This is a genomic window from Streptomyces sp. NPDC002671 (assembly GCF_053592475.1).
The window spans coordinates 67,379-82,159 of record NZ_JBSFVU010000010.1; the positions used below are offsets into that span (position 1 = coordinate 67,379).

The following is a 14,781-nucleotide window of genomic DNA, read 5'->3' on the forward strand; positions in this document are numbered from 1 at the left end:
GCAAGACACCGATGAGACCCGTCGGTGCGCCGACCGGGACACGCATCAGTCGCCAACCAGACACCAAAGGGACTCGATTGCCTAACGCTCCATTCCGGCCATGCCCGCACCTCCACCACCACCCGCCCTGGCTGCACTCGTGCGACGGGCGCTGGTGCGAGGGGAAGAGCGACCGGCGCGACTACGGCTGGTACCACGACACGAGCCCCGATCACCAAGACCCCAACGACAAGGAGGCTCGCTGATGCAGGCCTACAGCAACACCACCCGCCAGACCTACCCCTCGTGGGAGAAGCTACTGGCGGCCGAGGCGAGCGGCTTCGCCGTCGTCATCCTCATGCGCCAGTCGAAGCCGAAGACCGGAAAGACCCGGACCTTCACACGGACCGTCGGCCCGTTCGCCGATCAGAAGAAGGCCCGCAGCAAGGCTGCGGCCCTGCGCCGGCGCTTCGCACGCGCAATCGAGGAGAGCCCGGGCACTGACATCGAACTTATCAGCGTCAGGGTCGAACCCCTCTGGAACGACCTGGTCCCTTCCGGCCTCTCGTGAACGCACTCTGACGGCGTGTCTGACTATCGATACGAACAAGGCGCTGAGCCTCAGGTCACCGAGAGCGCAGCTCAGCCGTCCGCTGACGACGCCTGCGTCCTCACCGTCATCGACCGGTCCACCGGTCAGAGCGCCGAGATCGACCTGAGCGACGAACAGCACGCCCATCTCTTCGGCTGATCCGGCACCGCAACAGCGTGAGATGCCGAGAAGCCCAACACACGACAGAGGAGTGACAGCACAATGCAGGACTTCACCGCCGGCAGGCCCCGCAAGATCCCCAAGCCGAACCCGGCGAATCAGAACGTCACGTTCACCGGGCTGGACGTCGATGACGACGACCCGAATGTGGCGGCCCTCAAGAAGTCCATCGCTGGGAATCGCGCCCCGATGGGCGTCAGCAGCATCACCTTCGCCGAACCCGGTGAGATCACCGATGCCCGCAATCGGATCCGGGGGCGAGAACACGCCTTCATGCACGTAAGCGACGGCACACCCCACGGTTGCCTATGCGGCTACACCGTGCAGCGCGCCGCGCCATCGGGAGCACCCGAGTGCCCCGTCTGCGCACTTCTCGACGCCTGAACGACGCAGGGTCGGAAAGGACATCATGACCAGCCACCTACCGCTGGCCGCCCGCATGCGGCCCACCTCGCTCGACCAGGTGGTGGGCCAGGCGCACCTCGTCTTCCCTGGCTCGCCGCTCGAACTGCTCGTGTCCGGCCGCGGCGCGACCTCAGTGCTCCTGTACGGCCCGCCCGGATGCGGCAAGACCACCATCGCCAGCGTCGTCGCGCACCAGACGAGCCGCCGCTTCGTCGAGCTCTCTGCCACGTCGGCGGGCGTCGCCGAGGTGCGCAAGGTGCTTGCCGCGGCCCGGAAGGAGCTCGACGCCGATGGCACCCGGACGCTCGTGTTCATCGACGAGATCCACCGCTTCTCCAAGGATCAGCAGGACGTGCTCCTGCCTGCCGTGGAGGACGGCGTCATCTCGCTGATCGGCGCGATGACCGAGAACCCGAGCTTCAGCGTGAGCGCTGCGCTGGTGTCGCGTTCGATCCTCATGGTGCTCAAGCCGATCAGTACCGCCGACATCGTGAAGCTCCTCGCCCGCGCGCTCAATGAGGACCCTGGCCTCGATGGCCACGTCAGCGCAGAGTCTCAAGTGCTCGAACTGATCGCGAACCTGTCCGCCGGCGACGTGCGCCAGGCGCTCAGCCGCCTTGAGACGGCTGCCGCCACGGCTATGGCTTCCCGCGAGACGGAGGTCACCGCCCAGACCGTCGAGCTCGTCACCGGCGCAGCACTCCGGCGCTACGACCGCGACCCCGCTCGCGTTGGGTGGAGGGCCTGATGAGCAGCAAGACGACGGCCGCCCTCTTCGGGGCGGCTCCCCGCCCCCGGCTGGCGCTGGTCGCTGGCCCCCAGGTCGCGGCCGGCTCACAGGGCCCGGATAGCGACGCCGCGCGGACCATGGCCGTTCTCGGCTGGTGCGCCGCGTTCGTGGACACGGTGCGGCTGGCTGTCGCCGGTGGCCTGAAGAGCGACGGTTCCGGGTTCCACGCGGTAGACGCGGACGGCCGTACAGGGCGGCGGGTCAAGGGTGAGCGGGTGCGGCTACTCGCCCGCTGCGGATACCTCGCGCGTCACGCCTCGGGCCTGGTCGTGGCGACGGAGGACGGACACGAGGCGCTCAGGCTCGCCGAGGCTGCCGGGCCGGGCGTGCTGCGCGATGAGGCCGACGTCATGGCGTCGGTTCGCAAGGCCCGCCGCGCCCGCCAGTGGGACAGCCACGCCGGCCAGGACGCGCACGCCTTGCCGGTGCTTCCCAGGGGCGGTGAGGAACGCCGCCGCCTGGCCGTCGTCTGGAAGGGCGCGGAGCGGGTGGGCGTCGAGGCGGAGAAGACCCGCAAGCGCATCGAGGCCCTGATGCGGCGGGCGCAGATCCGGGACCGCCGGGAGGCCCGCCGCGAGGCAGCACAGGAGGCCGAGCGCACCGCGCCGCGCCGGTGCTGCCGGGGGGTGTGGCCGCTGGACTGGCGGTGCGGGGAGTGCCGGGAACTGGCAGCGCGGGGCATCGAGGACTTCCCCGCCCTTCCTCCGGGCGACAGCGACAGACAGCAGGACCACGACAACGACACGGATGGACACACGGACATGGCGGGTAAGCGGCGAATCACGGTGAAGCGGATCACAGGGTTTCTGTGGCACGCGACCACGCGCGGGCAGGTGTATACGATCGTGCAGGAGGACGGCCGCGAGTGGCCGTGGATCGTGGTCTCCCCCGACGGTGAGCGCATCGCCCACCCGTCCGTGATCAACAACGAGCCGTTTACCGACGACATCCGCGACATCGTCAGGGCGCACGCCGACGGCAAGCCCGTTCCCGGTCTCTCCGCCGACGTCCCCGCCTCCGGCGACGCCTACAACACGCCGACCCCCGCGCGGGCGGTCGCGCTGGACGTCCGCGAGACCAAGTGGGTAGCCGAGTGCGACCGGCACAGCCCCGTTTCCATGGCCCTCAACAAGTACGGCGACCCGGTGGCCGACGTCTCCGCCGCGTACGTGTACACCTCCCGCGATGAGGCCGACGACGCCGCCCGCCTCCACCTGGACCGGCACGCCGCACAGGACGCCGACACCATGACCCCCGACGACATCGACGCCGCCCAGTCGCTGAACTTCAGCCGGGACCAGTGGCGCGCCCTCGGATGGATGCGTGAGGGCAAGGTGCGCGAGACCGCCGACGGGTTCACCGCCTTTGACGTCTCCCCCGACAAGGCCGACGTTTCCGCGAAGATCAACAAGCAGCGGGTACCGGGCCTGTGGCTGGCCGGGTTCGTGAAGGTGTACGCCGTCGCCCCCGGCGTGCGCGCGTTCGGTCTCACCGATGAGGGTGAGGCCGCGTTCCGCCTCTGGTCTCAGGCCGTGCGCATCGGCGCCGTGACCGAGCCGGAGAAGGATACCCGGCATACCGCAGTCAAGGACGGCCCCTATCACTGGCTCTCGGCCGGGGACACCTGGCCCGGGGAGCAGAAGGCCGCGCAGGCCGCCGCCGATGCGGAGGCCAAGGCGGAGGCGGAGGCGGCAGCGCTGCGCAAGGCCGAGGAAGAGCGCGCGGCACTGAAGGCCGCGACGCCGACTGATGACGAACTCGCCGTGATCGACGCGTTGGGGCGTGAGGGCTTGGACGAGAACGCGGCGGCGGTGCTGTCGGCCGCGTACATCGGGCACGTCATTACCCGGTACCGGCCCGGCGCTACCTCGGTCCGCCTCGATGAGGGCTCGAACGACGATGAGCGGCACGTGTCGCGTACGTACAACGTCAACGGCGTTGAGAAGCCGATCACGACCGAGGCGGACGACACGCTGTTGGCGATCCCCGCCAACCTCACCGACGCCACGGCCGACACCTGGCACGCGCTGTGCACGTCGGTGGATGAGCGGTACGGGGTGTACCGGCTCGACCTTCAGGCCGCCATGGACGCAGGCAGGGCCGCGCTCGCCGTGCTCGCCGCCGATGAGGAGCCGGAGGCGCAGGAGTCGCCGAAGCTGTGGGCGTCGCGTGAGTTCGTACAGACCGCCGAGCCGGGCACGGATGCCGAGGTGGTCGAGTGGGCCGGGGCGGGTCTGCTGTGGCAGCGCGGTGACGGGTTCGGGCACGCGGGCCGTAGGGTGCCCGCTGCCCGTGTGGTGCCGCTGATCGAGGCGGGGACGCTGTACCGGTCCGCCGACGGACGCGTTTACCCCGTCAAGGACGCGAAGGCCGAGACGGCCGCGCCGGTCATGGTGGGCGGGTGCTGCTCGTGTGGTGCGGCCGTCGAGTTTTCCCGGGGCGAAAGCCGCCCCGCCTGCACCCACAACGGGGAGCAGCGGGGTAACGGGGGCGTGGTCGCCGGGTACGTCGTGACGAAGCTGGACGGGTTCGGAACCTGCATGACGGACGTTCACACCCTGGAAGGCGTCACCCTGTGGGAGACCCGTAACACCGTGGGCCGGTGTGCGTTCTGCGTGGCCGCTGACCTGGGGTGCAAGACCGGTGATCTTCCCGGCTACTTCGACGGGCCGCGCACCATGGAGGCCGCCGAGGCCGAGAACGACGAGGCAGCCGAGGAGCAGGCCGAGGCGGCCGACGAGTCCCGCGCGGGCAGCGACGCCGACGAGGTCATAACGGAGGTGGACGACGAGGCGGCGGCGGACATCGTCATTCGCCACAGCCGCGCCTAGGGAACGAGCGTTGAAGGTGACACCCACCCGGCGGCGTGCGGGAGATCTTGAAGCGGAAGCGGTACGGGCGCCGGGGCGGTATGGGCATCCGCTGGTCCAAGACGGTCGGGGCGTGGATTCGGTACCACGCGCGCGCGACCACAAGGCCGACACGTGGAGCATTGACCGGCTGTCCCTCGCCCTGCGATTGGAACTCGGCCTGAAGGTGTGCCGGGTCATCGACAACGCCACGCGGCGCAGCTTCGCGTAGGCGGAGGCCGAGCGGTACGAGAAGGCGGAAGACCGCGCGGACCGGTTCGCCGAGTACGGCGCGAACGCAACGTCGACCCCGAGGCGTTCGCGGTCGGCACGACGTCCAGCACGACGACTCGAACCCTGCTGCTGAACAGCCACCAGATGTCGACGGTCGACCCGAACGACGGTCTGCAGATGCTCCGCAATCGGGTCACGTTCTAGGAGCGGCATGGAACTCATCAACCACCACCAGATACTTGGCTGCGGACACAAGCCGGACGAGCTGTTCTCCTTCCAGGAGCCGGGTGTCTTCACCGACCCGGAGAACGGGGAGAGCTGCTGCCGACGGTGCAGCGACAACCGGCATTACGACCGTGTGCGTAGGCGGCACGCGGAGATCGAGGCGAAGGCGGCGGCCGAGGGCTGGGCGTACGAGTACATCAGCACCTCTGACGAGGTGTACTGCCGTAGCAGGGAACTGATTGGCAAGCTGGTCTGCCGTGCGTACTGGCGCGACGACCCGCACGGGGTGGACGAGGCCCGAGGCGTCCTCCAGCCCGCGCACACGTACAACTTCTCCTTCCAGCGGCTCGCCGCAGTAGTGCCGAACTCGCCGGTGACCGGCTACGCGCTCGTCTTCGAGGACGGCAGCCGAGACCCGCTCTGCTACGACAAGGTGTGCGTGGTCACCCGTGAGCCGGCTGGCCTCGACAGGTGAGCTGTCGGAGCCGGTCTACTTCTTCAGGCTCCGACGGTATGAGGCCCCGGCTCAGTGAGCTTCTTCAGCCGCCCCTCCGGCGAGTGATGAACCCCCGGGGTGTTGACGATGTCGACGAGCAGGGCGCCTACGCCGTGCTGCCGCGAACCGTGGCCCACAACCTCAAGGTCAGGATGTGGGGAGTGGACTTGTTGCTGGTCCACTCCGATGTGCCGCTGTATGAGTCGTATCGGGCTATGGCCATCACCAACGGCGTCGACTCGGACGACCCCGCGCTTGCGCCGTGTCGGGAAGGGGCAGCTGCGTGGGGTCCACCCGAACCACGAGCTGGCCCCGGCCGTGGCGGGCCTGCTGAACATCCAGTTCGGCAAGGGCAGCATCGACCGCCATGAGCGCACCGACGTCCCGATGCTGGGCGACGGCGACCAGCCGTACGTGGTCGGTCACCACCTGGTCAACCCGGCCGACCTGACCGCCGACACGGACAACGGGGCCGCGCCGCTGATCAAGTTCCGCCGGACCATGCTCGCGGCGGCCTACCCGACCAACGCCCCCGCCGAGCGGGCGAGCAAGGAGACCTTCGAGAAGGTCCAGGACCTTGTCACCGGGCTGGTCACCACCTACCAGGCCGACAAGGCCACCCCGGCGCGGGAGGCCGCCTACGCCCAGTTCCTCGACACCAAGCGCGCCGAAGCCGTCCAGGACGCCATCGACAAGATCAACGGCAAGATCCAGGCCCTCAAGCTCGCCCGCGCCGAACTGACCGAGAAGCTGAACAGCTACAAGGCCGCCTAACTAACCCCTCCACCCGCCACCAAGGAGCAGCACCTGATATGGGCACAACTCTCGCCGACCTGTCGGCAGAGCACATCGGAAAGCTGATCGAGGTCGACGATTCGGTCATGGTCGACTCCCGAACCGTGCTCATCGCCGCCACCCGACGCGTGCGACTCCTCGACTACCAGCAGCAGAACGGCGCCACGCGCATCCTTGACGGGTCCGTTCCGCAATGGCCGACCTGGATCGAGTGGGCCGACTGGCGCACGTTCCGCGTACTGAACTGACCCCGCCGGGCCCCCACGTCCCCACCTCGGGCCCACCCCGGGCCCCCGGCGGCGCGCACCGGGCCCCGCCCGGCCGGCACCCCCGCAGGGCCCCGGCCCCGCGCCCCTCGTGCCCCGGCCTCCGCGCCGCAGAGCCCCGGGAACACCCAGACCAGGGCAGGACGGACCGGCCCCCAGGACCGGTCCGCGCCCACCCCACCCCAGCCCGGCCCCAGGCCCCCAAATCCCCCTCCACCGGGGCCGGGCCACCACACACCGACCACAGCCGGACTCGCCTCCCGGCCAGGGCTCCATGCGGACGTGGTGTCCGCAAGTAAACGAGAGGAGAACATGTGTCTCAGGACACCAGCTCAGTGAATCGTCAGGCGTTCATGGACAGGCTGCGCGAGCAGTGGGAGAAGCAGCCGACTGAGCAGTACGAGTTCGTCGGGCTGACCGGCATGGACTACAACGACTGGCTGGAGCACCGCCATGGCTGGCCGGTCGACGCGGCTGGCAACTGCCGCATCCACTCGGAGCTGGAGGAATTCCCGGCAACGGACTGCAAGGTCTGCTCGACCCTGATCAAGCTGTACGAGGAGCAGCACGGCAGCACCACCGACTTGGCTCCGAACAGCTTCGTCACCACCGGCGATGCGGCGCACCTGGCCGCCACCTCGGCCCGGCCCATGCGCGTGGGCCGTCTCAGCGCCTCGTTCTTGGCCGACCATGCTGCCCTTGAGCAGGCGACCGCCCACTGGTCGCTGGAACAGCTCACGGCCGCCGCCAGCTCCCTCACGGCCGCCAGCATCCGGCGCCGCGAGTCCATGTTCGTGGACGTTCTGCGCGCCCTGTTCTACATCCCCCCGAGCGCAGGCGAGCCCGTCGCCCGGGTCGAGTTCGTGACCGACTCCCCGGCGGAGAACGGCGTGTTCTGGAACGAGTCGAGGGTCTACCTCCACCACGCGGACGGGTCGGTGGACGAGTTCGAGGACTTCACCGAGGACGGTGACGAGAAGGAGCTGTACGCCGACCTGGACGACATGTTCCGGGACCTGCTGACAGACATCGCCGCCGACACCCCGCCGCAGCCCGGCGACCACCTGATCGTGGACCTCACGACCGGCGAGTTCGAACGGTCCGGAAAGTGGGCGGCCTAACGGATCACCAGCCCACCCCGACGCCGGTGACACTCCCGGCAGCCGGGACCGCTGAGCGGCAGCCACGCGTTCGTGGTGGGGCCCGTACCCGGCAACCCGGGTTCGGGCCCCACGTGCTGCCGTCTCCCGGACACCGCCCGCCCAGCCGGCCGGGCGCATCGATCGCAGTTGCCGAGCCCGCGCCGAACCGTCGACACTCCCACGGTCTGGCTGCCGGGTCCGCCACGGCCACCAGCGCGCAGCGGTGCGGCGGTGTTGTTCCTGGTCACCGCTCTGCCAGCAGGGGGAGCAGGACCGTAGCTTTCTGGGTGCGGCACAGCGCGGCAGGCGGCCAGGGCAGCAGCAAGTCCCGTGCTGCACAGCGCCGTTACAGATCACTGTCGCGCCGATTGTGGCCGCGCCGTATTCCCGCTCAGTCTGTGGCCAGTTGGAGGAACGCATGCCCCGGTACAAAGTCTTTCTTCATGCTCACGCCGGTGCCGAGGTCGAGGTGGACGCGCCGGACGCGCAGGAGGCCAACCGCCTGGCGCAGGAGGCTGTCAGGGAGCGCAGGGCCGTACGCCGCCCCATCGAGAAGTGGACGCCGACGATGACGGTGAACCTCGACCGCAAGCCCTGACCCCCGGTTGCCGCACACCTTGCCTGCCGTGCCGCACAGCTGCGGCGGGCTGTGCGTCCGGGCCGGCCAGAAGCAGTGGAAGCTCACCTTGAAAGTCCAGCCGGAGCGTTTCGCGTTCGCTGAGGCCCAGGAACAGGGCATACGAGACCTGTTGGGTAAGCCGGTCTCGATGCTCAGGCAGCGCCGTAACGGCGTTGCTTACCCACTGCCGCTGTCCGAGCTACGCCGACAGCATCACGCCGACACCACTGTCCTGACACCGGTATGAGGAGAAGGGACGCTATCTAGCTGCCCTGCCCTCGCCGGGAAGGGCAGCGGCGTCTTCGGCGAGTGCCCTGGTCAGGACGAGGCCTGGGTGCCTGCGTAGCGCACCGGCAGCTCGAGGAGTGAGCGGGCGCGCAGCGAAGGCCGCCACCGAGGTTCCTTCCCGGTGAGCTCGAGATCCGCGAACCGCTCCAGGAGCGCGGCCAGGGCGATCTCGGTCTCGGCTCGGGCCAGGGGTGCGCCCAGGCAGTAGTGGATGCCGTGGCCGAGCGCCAGGTGGCCGACGGCGTCGCGGCCGAGGTCCAGGCGGTCCGGGTCCGGGAAGCGGTCCGGGTCGCGGTTGGCGGCGGACAAGGACAGCAGTACCGTCTCGCCCGCCGGAATCCGGACGCCGCCGATCGTCACGTCCTCGATCGCGAAGCGCCGGATCGCAAGCAAGGCCGGGCCCTCGAATCGGGCGAACTCCTCGACGGCGGCAGTAATCCGGGACGGGTCCTGCCTCAGCAGCGCCATCTGGTCCGGATGCTGCAACAGGGCCAGGATCGCGTTGCCGATCAGCTGGACGGTGTTCTCGTAGCCGGCGAAGAGGATGAGGAAGGCCAAGGACATCAGCTCGTCCTCGGCGAGCCGGTCGCCCTCCGTGTCCCGTACGGCGATCAGGTCGCAAAGGAGATCGTCGGCCGGCTCGCGCCGCTTGTGGGCAACGAGCTCTGTGAAGAAGCCCAGCATGGCCACGATGGCTTTCTTGGCTTCGTGGGGGCGGGCCGGATCCGGGGCGATCAGCGCTGTCGTCCAGGAGCGGAAGTCCCTGCGGTGGCTTGCCGGGACGCCGAGGAGATCGCAGATCACGGTGATCGGCAGCGGGGCCGCATAGGCGGTGATCAGGTCTGTGGTACCGCCCGCGCCCAGAGCGTCCAGGAGTTGGTCGGCGGTGGAGCGGATCGGCGCGCGCAGCTGCTCGACCCGGCGCTGGGTGAAGGCCTTCCCGACGAGGCGACGCAGACGTGTGTGGTCGGGAGGATCCATATTCAGGAGGTTGGCGTCCAGAGCCGGAGGCAGGGACAGCCCCCGGTAATTGCCCTCACGCGCATGCGTCTTGTCCAGCGACAGCAGCGGATCGGCAAGGCCTGCGCGAACGTCGTCGAACCGGGTCACGAGCCAGGCAGGTTGCCCATCCGTTCCCGTGATGCGGTATGCCGGAGAGGTGGTCCGCAGCCTCTGATATACATCGTATGGGCGGGTTGTCAAATCGTCGGCAAGATCCATGCGCCCACCCTAAGGCGCCCGACGGAATGAGCGGTTCTCGGGCTCTGGCCCGGCCGCCCGATTGGCCCTCTCCGGGCCGCTATGCCCGGCATGATTCGCGATACATAGTCGGCTCCGCGCCGCATTTCGAGGACACAAGCAGCAATTTCGCATGATTTCTGCAGATCTGGAACACTGATGCGGCGGAGACAGTCCGGCTCACCCAGGGCTCGAGCACAGCAGGGTGTCGTCCGTGTAGATCTCGACTCGGCGGGCCTCCGAGCGGGACCGGTCGTCGATCTCCTGGAAGATCTGGAAGGGGTGCTGGTTCGGCCGGGTGAGACCGAGGAAAGTGATGCGGCGATAGGAGTGGCGAAGGATGCCGGTGAGGCTGGAGCGGATGTTCAGGAGGTGCTCGTCGAATTTGTCCGGTGTCCTGACACCGAAGCTCATCTTTCTGGCCGAAGTGGCGCCCGATGAACGTCTCGTCGATCTGCTGGACCGGCAACAGCGAGCCACCCTGGCGGGAGAGCAGCGGCTTGCCAGCCTCCTCGTAGAAGCCGAAGAAGGCCCTCGTCCTGCGCAGGCGAGGCCGGGGGCTTTTCTTCGTTTCAGGACTCGCGTCCCTCAGCCATCCCTGTCCTCCGGCTCCGTCCACTCCACACGGCCGCCGGCCGTCGCCAGGCGGGCCATCCATTCCCTAACCACGGCAGCTGGGCCTTCCCCGTTGATGTCCACATTCGGCTTCACTGCTAATTAGTCTCCGGTCAGTGCCTTCTTGTCGCGAAGGCGCTCACGCAGGGCACCGATCATGGGGAGCGTCAGGCCGCCGAAGAGGAACAGCACCGCCAGTCCGCTCAGCGTGGGGCTCACAACCTCCTCGGCTTTCAGCGGCCAGGGATTGTCGAGGGTGTAGAAGATGATGTACGAGCCCTTGGAGAACGCGTACGCCAGGCCGAGGGCCGCCGACACGGAGGACAAGGCGAAGCCGACGCCACTCCACGGTCTGATGCCCCAGTTACGGCGTGCCGTCCTGCCGCACATGAATGCGAGTTCAGTGCAGGTGACCAGGACGTAGGAGAGGTAGATCAGCAGGTAGGCGGCGACCTTCGGGTCATCGACGTACTCGGTTGTGAACTCGACATCGGGTCGGTTCGTGGCCAGGAAGAGCGGTACCAGGATCATCAGTTCCACCGCGGCGGCGAAGCCGCGCTGGAACATCGCGGCTTTCAGATACTCGGGCCGGTAGGCCAGGTCCACCATCGTGATCTGGAGGAAGGCGCACCACAGGACCGCGCAAATGTGAGCCACCAGCTTGCCGACGTTGTGCACGCCCGTGATGTGCTGCAGCGCATCGGCCACCGCGGGGACGGCGCACAGGACGCCCAGTGTGCACACCCCGAAGGCGAGGGCGATCGCCCAGGTGGAGACCCGCGGATTGCCCACGGCCCTCCGCGTGCAGAGCACCGTGACCACCAATCCGGCTACGGTGCACGTCCCGAAGACTATGCCGTCGACCACTTACAGCCCCTCCAATGAATCTGCCGCATACCGTGCGGCTTCGTCCATACTCCGGCGCCGTTGGCGCCTGCCCTGCGTCTGGGCCGTCTCGTCAGGCACCGGCTCCAGGCCAAGATCACCGCGGCGGCGTTCCAGGTCCGCGATGACGTTCTGCACCTCGTCAGGAGGAATGCCGTTCAGTAGTGCCAGTACGCGGCGCAGCAAAGGATCCTCGAAGGCCTCCAGGGCCTTGAGATCGCCGTAGCTGTCGTGCGGCAGAAGGTGCGCGGGTGGAACACCGCCCAAAGCTTCGCACAGCGCCAGGATGGTTCCCACGGTCGGGTTGTCCTGGGCTCCCTTGGCCAGCTTGGCGATGGCAGCGTGGGACACCGACGGGTGATCGCCGGGCAGTGCGTCCACGGCAGCAGACAAGGTGCGCGACGAGAACGCGCGGTCCTTGGCATCCCGACGGGAGGCCATCAGGGCGCTGAGTCTCTCCGCCAGTGGACGGCGGTTGCGCCTCAGCACAGGCAGGAGTTGCCGGACAGGGCCCGGGAGCTGTCCGGCTGAAGACTGCACACCACCACGTATCGATCTTTCGCTCACTCGGGGCTGGGTTCGTTGCTGTGTACTTTAGTTGACATGATCGGGGGCGCAAGGCAGGATCGCGATAGGGAGAATGAAACCCTGTGAAGCGGATTGATTACTGACCGTCACGTCCGTAGTACGGGAATGATCTCCCGGGCGCTGGGTCCCCAGTGACCCGAAGAGTGGGCGCGACGGCGGGGGATACGGCGTTGGTGTTTGCCGAACTACGGGCTCGCGCTTGCAGGTTGGCGCTGCACCGGCAGGGGGGGGAAGAGTTGACGATGGAACTGGCATCCAACAGCAGCGACCACGCTGGCCAGAGTGCGCGCGGCGGAGTGCCGACCATGCCGCGTGCGCTTCTTGACCGCCGCCGCTCTCGGTCTAGAAGGGCGGCCGCCGGGGGAGAACTGCCGGATCGTCCTCGCCGTCGCGTGGCCCTTCGCCGGGTATGCGTGCTCCGCGCCGGAAGAGGACTCCCGACCGGGATCCTCGCCCGCACGGCGGCACCCCAGACGCGGCGCCGCCTCAAGAGGACGGCTGCGCTACATCCCCGGCTTCCCCTTTCTCGGCGGACGGGTGTGTCAGGGTGCGACTCCACGGTCGGCAGCGCGGGTTGACGGGAGTGGAGCCATGAGGCCGTGATCGCCGCGCGCCCATGCCGGCCAGCCGGTGCCAGGGGCGCTACACCACCTCGTCCCAACTCCCGAGGAGCACGTCATGCCGAGCCTGGGCTCACTGCCCACCGATAAGCCTGAACTCGAACTGACATTCGTGGAAAGCGGTTCTCGGCGTGCCCAGACCACGGAAATCAACGGCGTGGTGACGATGACGCCGGAACAACTGCTGGAAGGCGGAGTCCCGTCGACTCTGCCCGATGGCTCGCTCGTCCTGATCACCGGCACATCGCCCTTCCGTCTCCGAGGCCGCATCACGACGGTGCTCGAGCTGTTGCTCCAGCGGATGAGCCGGGACGGCGGAGCAGGTCTGGCCGTGAGTGCTGCCCTCGGCGCAAGCCAGCCGTTCCCCCCGGACATCGTGGACCGGGCCGCCCGGTTTGGCATCGCCCTGCTCACCTCGTCCGCGCCCACCGAGTCCTGGGACGGGGTGCACGAGGAGATCCAGCAGTCCCGCCTGATCTTCGCCGAGCGCCGCGCTGCCCAACTCAGCTCGCTCGTACAGGAACTGCCGGCCCAGCTGGCAGATGCCCGGGCCATGCAGCGCATCGCGGACTGGCTCGCTCGGGCCCTCGACTGTCAGGTCCTGGTCAGCGAACCGGAGTGCGTCCTCGCCGCCTCACCGGCCACGGCCGCCGAGCAACTGGCCCAAGCCATCATCCGGCAGTCCGTCGACGGAATTCTCCCCGAGACGCTTTCCGGACCCCACACCCAGCTCATCTCGCTGGCCCCGGCCTCGGCCGCGGACACCGTCCTCGCGGTGGCCCGCAGAACCCCATTCGACGAGGCTGACCTGCGGCTGCTGCGGCATGCGGCAAAACTGCTGGGCCTCGTCGACCAGGCGCACCGCGAGTACCGGGCAGCCTCCGACGCGTCCCGCGCGGCGCACAGCGCGGCGTTCGAGCTTCTTCTGGACGGCGAGGTCGAAAAGGCGCGGCGCGTCATGGCCAATCTGGCGCCCGGACTTCTGGAAACGGAAACCGCACGCGTCTTCGTTGTGGAGACCCAGCAGGCACGCCGGGACCTGGCTGCACGCCGCTGCAACGCAGCAGTCGGCCAGCAGGCCCTTGTCGTCCCTGACCCGCGAGACAACCGGCGGATCCTGATCGTGCATCCGATCCGCTCCGACAAAGACACCAGGGCAGAGGTCTCTGCCGAACTTACCCGGCTGGTGGCCGCCCTGGGACCCCTTTCGTCACTGGGCGGCAGCGGGGTCTACTCCGTGACCCTGCTCGCCGACGCACTTCACGAGGCCATCACCGCCCAGAGGTTCGCCGCCTCCCAGCCGGACTCCGTGGCCCTCTCCGTGCACGGCTCCGACCTCGTCAGTCTCCTGCCGCAGGCTGAAGCGCAAAACTGGGCCCGCCGCCTGCTGCACCCGCTGATGTGCGACGAGACGCAGTGGGAGTCCATGCGCGAGACCCTTCCTGCCGCCCTCGCCTACCCCTACACGGTGGCCGCCCGCCGGCTGCGCCTGCACCGCAACACGGTCATGCGCCGCGCCTCACGAGCCGCTGAACTGTTACGCATGGACTTCGCGTCCATAAGCGACCGCATCGCCGTCGCCCTGGCCATGGAACTGGTCACGCAACGAGAGATTTCCGCTGCGCCGGTTCTGACCGGTTCGGAACCGCCCTCCTTGGGACGGCTGTTAAAAACCCCCCACGTGCACGCCTGGGCACAGACCTTGGTCAGACCGGTCCAGGCGGACCGGCGTGACCTCCAGTCCACGGCGCTCGCCTGGCTCACCTTCGACACACACGTCGAGCCCGCAGCCCGCGCGCTCGGTCTCTCCGAGGTCACGGTGCGTTCCCACCTGCGCGCCGTGGAGGACCACATGCAGCGCGATCTTGCCACCCTCGCGGGCGCACGCGATCTCCAGTTCTCGTTGCACGTCGTCACGGGCCAGCCTGATCTGCGCTCAGATCGTCCGGGCTTGTCCGTGGTCGCCTGCTGACC

At 68.5% G+C, this 14,781-nt stretch carries 16 protein-coding genes; 12 read left to right on the plus strand and 4 right to left on the minus strand.

Annotated features, from left to right (window positions below; genetic code table 11):
- Nucleotides 1-244: 244 nt before the first annotated feature.
- The 11 genes from ACWD35_RS17305 (at nucleotide 245) to ACWD35_RS17355 (ending at nucleotide 8,551) form a co-directional block, all read left to right on the plus strand.
- Complete coding sequence (locus ACWD35_RS17305; protein ID WP_451352088.1) at nucleotides 245-550, plus strand: hypothetical protein; 306 nt, start codon at nucleotides 245-247, stop codon at nucleotides 548-550.
- Between the two features lie 15 nt (nucleotides 551-565).
- Nucleotides 566-730 carry a hypothetical protein gene (locus ACWD35_RS17310; protein ID WP_451352089.1) on the plus strand — a complete coding sequence of 55 codons (165 nt, stop codon included), beginning with the start codon at nucleotides 566-568 and terminating at the stop codon, nucleotides 728-730.
- 63 nt (nucleotides 731-793) lie between these two features.
- Nucleotides 794-1,135 carry a hypothetical protein gene (locus ACWD35_RS17315; RefSeq protein WP_451352090.1) on the plus strand — a complete coding sequence of 114 codons (342 nt, stop codon included), beginning with the start codon at nucleotides 794-796 and terminating at the stop codon, nucleotides 1,133-1,135.
- 25 nt (nucleotides 1,136-1,160) lie between these two features.
- Nucleotides 1,161-1,904 (plus strand): AAA family ATPase, encoded by a 744-nt coding sequence (locus ACWD35_RS17320; protein ID WP_451352091.1) that lies wholly within the window; start codon nucleotides 1,161-1,163, stop codon nucleotides 1,902-1,904.
- A complete protein-coding gene (locus tag ACWD35_RS17325) occupies nucleotides 1,904-4,777 on the plus strand; it encodes a hypothetical protein (protein ID WP_451352092.1) in 2,874 nt (957 codons plus the stop codon). The genes ACWD35_RS17320 and ACWD35_RS17325 overlap by 1 nt, the downstream gene beginning before the upstream one ends.
- A 112-nt stretch (nucleotides 4,778-4,889) precedes the next feature.
- Nucleotides 4,890-5,027, plus strand: coding sequence for a hypothetical protein (locus ACWD35_RS17330; RefSeq protein ID WP_451352093.1), 138 nt, complete (start codon nucleotides 4,890-4,892; stop codon nucleotides 5,025-5,027).
- A gap of 213 nt (nucleotides 5,028-5,240) precedes the next feature.
- Nucleotides 5,241-5,729 carry a hypothetical protein gene (locus tag ACWD35_RS17335; RefSeq protein ID WP_451352094.1) on the plus strand — a complete coding sequence of 163 codons (489 nt, stop codon included), beginning with the start codon at nucleotides 5,241-5,243 and terminating at the stop codon, nucleotides 5,727-5,729.
- Nucleotides 5,730-6,005: 276 nt separating this feature from the next.
- Nucleotides 6,006-6,524: a hypothetical protein gene (locus ACWD35_RS17340; protein ID WP_451352095.1), complete on the plus strand. Its 519-nt coding sequence runs from the start codon at nucleotides 6,006-6,008 to the stop codon at nucleotides 6,522-6,524.
- A 38-nt stretch (nucleotides 6,525-6,562) separates the two neighbouring features.
- Nucleotides 6,563-6,793, plus strand: a complete 231-nt coding sequence (locus tag ACWD35_RS17345; RefSeq protein WP_340375811.1) for a hypothetical protein — start codon at nucleotides 6,563-6,565, stop codon at nucleotides 6,791-6,793.
- Nucleotides 6,794-7,125: 332 nt separating this feature from the next.
- Nucleotides 7,126-7,932 (plus strand): hypothetical protein, encoded by an 807-nt coding sequence (locus ACWD35_RS17350; RefSeq protein WP_451352096.1) that lies wholly within the window; start codon nucleotides 7,126-7,128, stop codon nucleotides 7,930-7,932.
- Between the two features lie 439 nt (nucleotides 7,933-8,371).
- Nucleotides 8,372-8,551, plus strand: a complete 180-nt coding sequence (locus ACWD35_RS17355) for a hypothetical protein (protein ID WP_101401362.1) — start codon at nucleotides 8,372-8,374, stop codon at nucleotides 8,549-8,551.
- Between the two features lie 339 nt (nucleotides 8,552-8,890).
- Here the strand turns inward: ACWD35_RS17355 and ACWD35_RS17360 are convergent, their stop codons facing one another.
- The 4 genes from ACWD35_RS17360 to ACWD35_RS17375 all read right to left on the minus strand — a co-directional run bounded on the left by ACWD35_RS17360 (nucleotide 8,891) and on the right by ACWD35_RS17375 (nucleotide 12,040).
- Complete coding sequence (locus tag ACWD35_RS17360) at nucleotides 8,891-10,081, minus strand: cytochrome P450 family protein (RefSeq protein ID WP_451352097.1); 1,191 nt, start codon at nucleotides 10,079-10,081, stop codon at nucleotides 8,891-8,893.
- Between the two features lie 198 nt (nucleotides 10,082-10,279).
- The gene (locus ACWD35_RS17365; protein ID WP_451352098.1) at nucleotides 10,280-10,513 is read right to left on the minus strand and encodes a hypothetical protein; all 234 of its coding nucleotides are present in this window, start codon (nucleotides 10,511-10,513) and stop codon (nucleotides 10,280-10,282) included.
- Between the two features lie 303 nt (nucleotides 10,514-10,816).
- Nucleotides 10,817-11,506 (minus strand): hypothetical protein, encoded by a 690-nt coding sequence (locus tag ACWD35_RS17370; protein ID WP_451352099.1) that lies wholly within the window; start codon nucleotides 11,504-11,506, stop codon nucleotides 10,817-10,819.
- A 75-nt stretch (nucleotides 11,507-11,581) separates the two neighbouring features.
- Entirely contained in the window at nucleotides 11,582-12,040 is a 459-nt protein-coding gene (locus ACWD35_RS17375; protein ID WP_451352100.1) for a hypothetical protein, read from the minus strand.
- An 825-nt stretch (nucleotides 12,041-12,865) separates the two neighbouring features.
- On the opposite strand from ACWD35_RS17375, the gene ACWD35_RS17380 reads away from it, so the two are divergent.
- Nucleotides 12,866-14,779, plus strand: a complete 1,914-nt coding sequence (locus tag ACWD35_RS17380) for a helix-turn-helix domain-containing protein (RefSeq protein ID WP_451352101.1) — start codon at nucleotides 12,866-12,868, stop codon at nucleotides 14,777-14,779.
- Nucleotides 14,780-14,781 lie beyond the last annotated feature (2 nt).

Coding starts and splice junctions, on each gene's coding strand:
- ACWD35_RS17315 (WP_451352090.1), top strand. CDS start 794: ATGCAGGACTTCACCGCCGGCAGGCCCCGCAAGATCCCCAAGCCGAAC.
- ACWD35_RS17365 (WP_451352098.1), bottom strand. CDS start 10,513: ATGAGCTTCGGTGTCAGGACACCGGACAAATTCGACGAGCACCTCCTG.
- ACWD35_RS17380 (WP_451352101.1), top strand. CDS start 12,866: ATGCCGAGCCTGGGCTCACTGCCCACCGATAAGCCTGAACTCGAACTG.
- ACWD35_RS17345 (WP_340375811.1), top strand. CDS start 6,563: ATGGGCACAACTCTCGCCGACCTGTCGGCAGAGCACATCGGAAAGCTG.
- ACWD35_RS17320 (WP_451352091.1), top strand. CDS start 1,161: ATGACCAGCCACCTACCGCTGGCCGCCCGCATGCGGCCCACCTCGCTC.
- ACWD35_RS17335 (WP_451352094.1), top strand. CDS start 5,241: ATGGAACTCATCAACCACCACCAGATACTTGGCTGCGGACACAAGCCG.
- ACWD35_RS17325 (WP_451352092.1), top strand. CDS start 1,904: ATGAGCAGCAAGACGACGGCCGCCCTCTTCGGGGCGGCTCCCCGCCCC.
- ACWD35_RS17375 (WP_451352100.1), bottom strand. CDS start 12,040: ATGGCCTCCCGTCGGGATGCCAAGGACCGCGCGTTCTCGTCGCGCACC.
- ACWD35_RS17355 (WP_101401362.1), top strand. CDS start 8,372: ATGCCCCGGTACAAAGTCTTTCTTCATGCTCACGCCGGTGCCGAGGTC.
- ACWD35_RS17305 (WP_451352088.1), top strand. CDS start 245: ATGCAGGCCTACAGCAACACCACCCGCCAGACCTACCCCTCGTGGGAG.
- ACWD35_RS17360 (WP_451352097.1), bottom strand. CDS start 10,081: ATGGATCTTGCCGACGATTTGACAACCCGCCCATACGATGTATATCAG.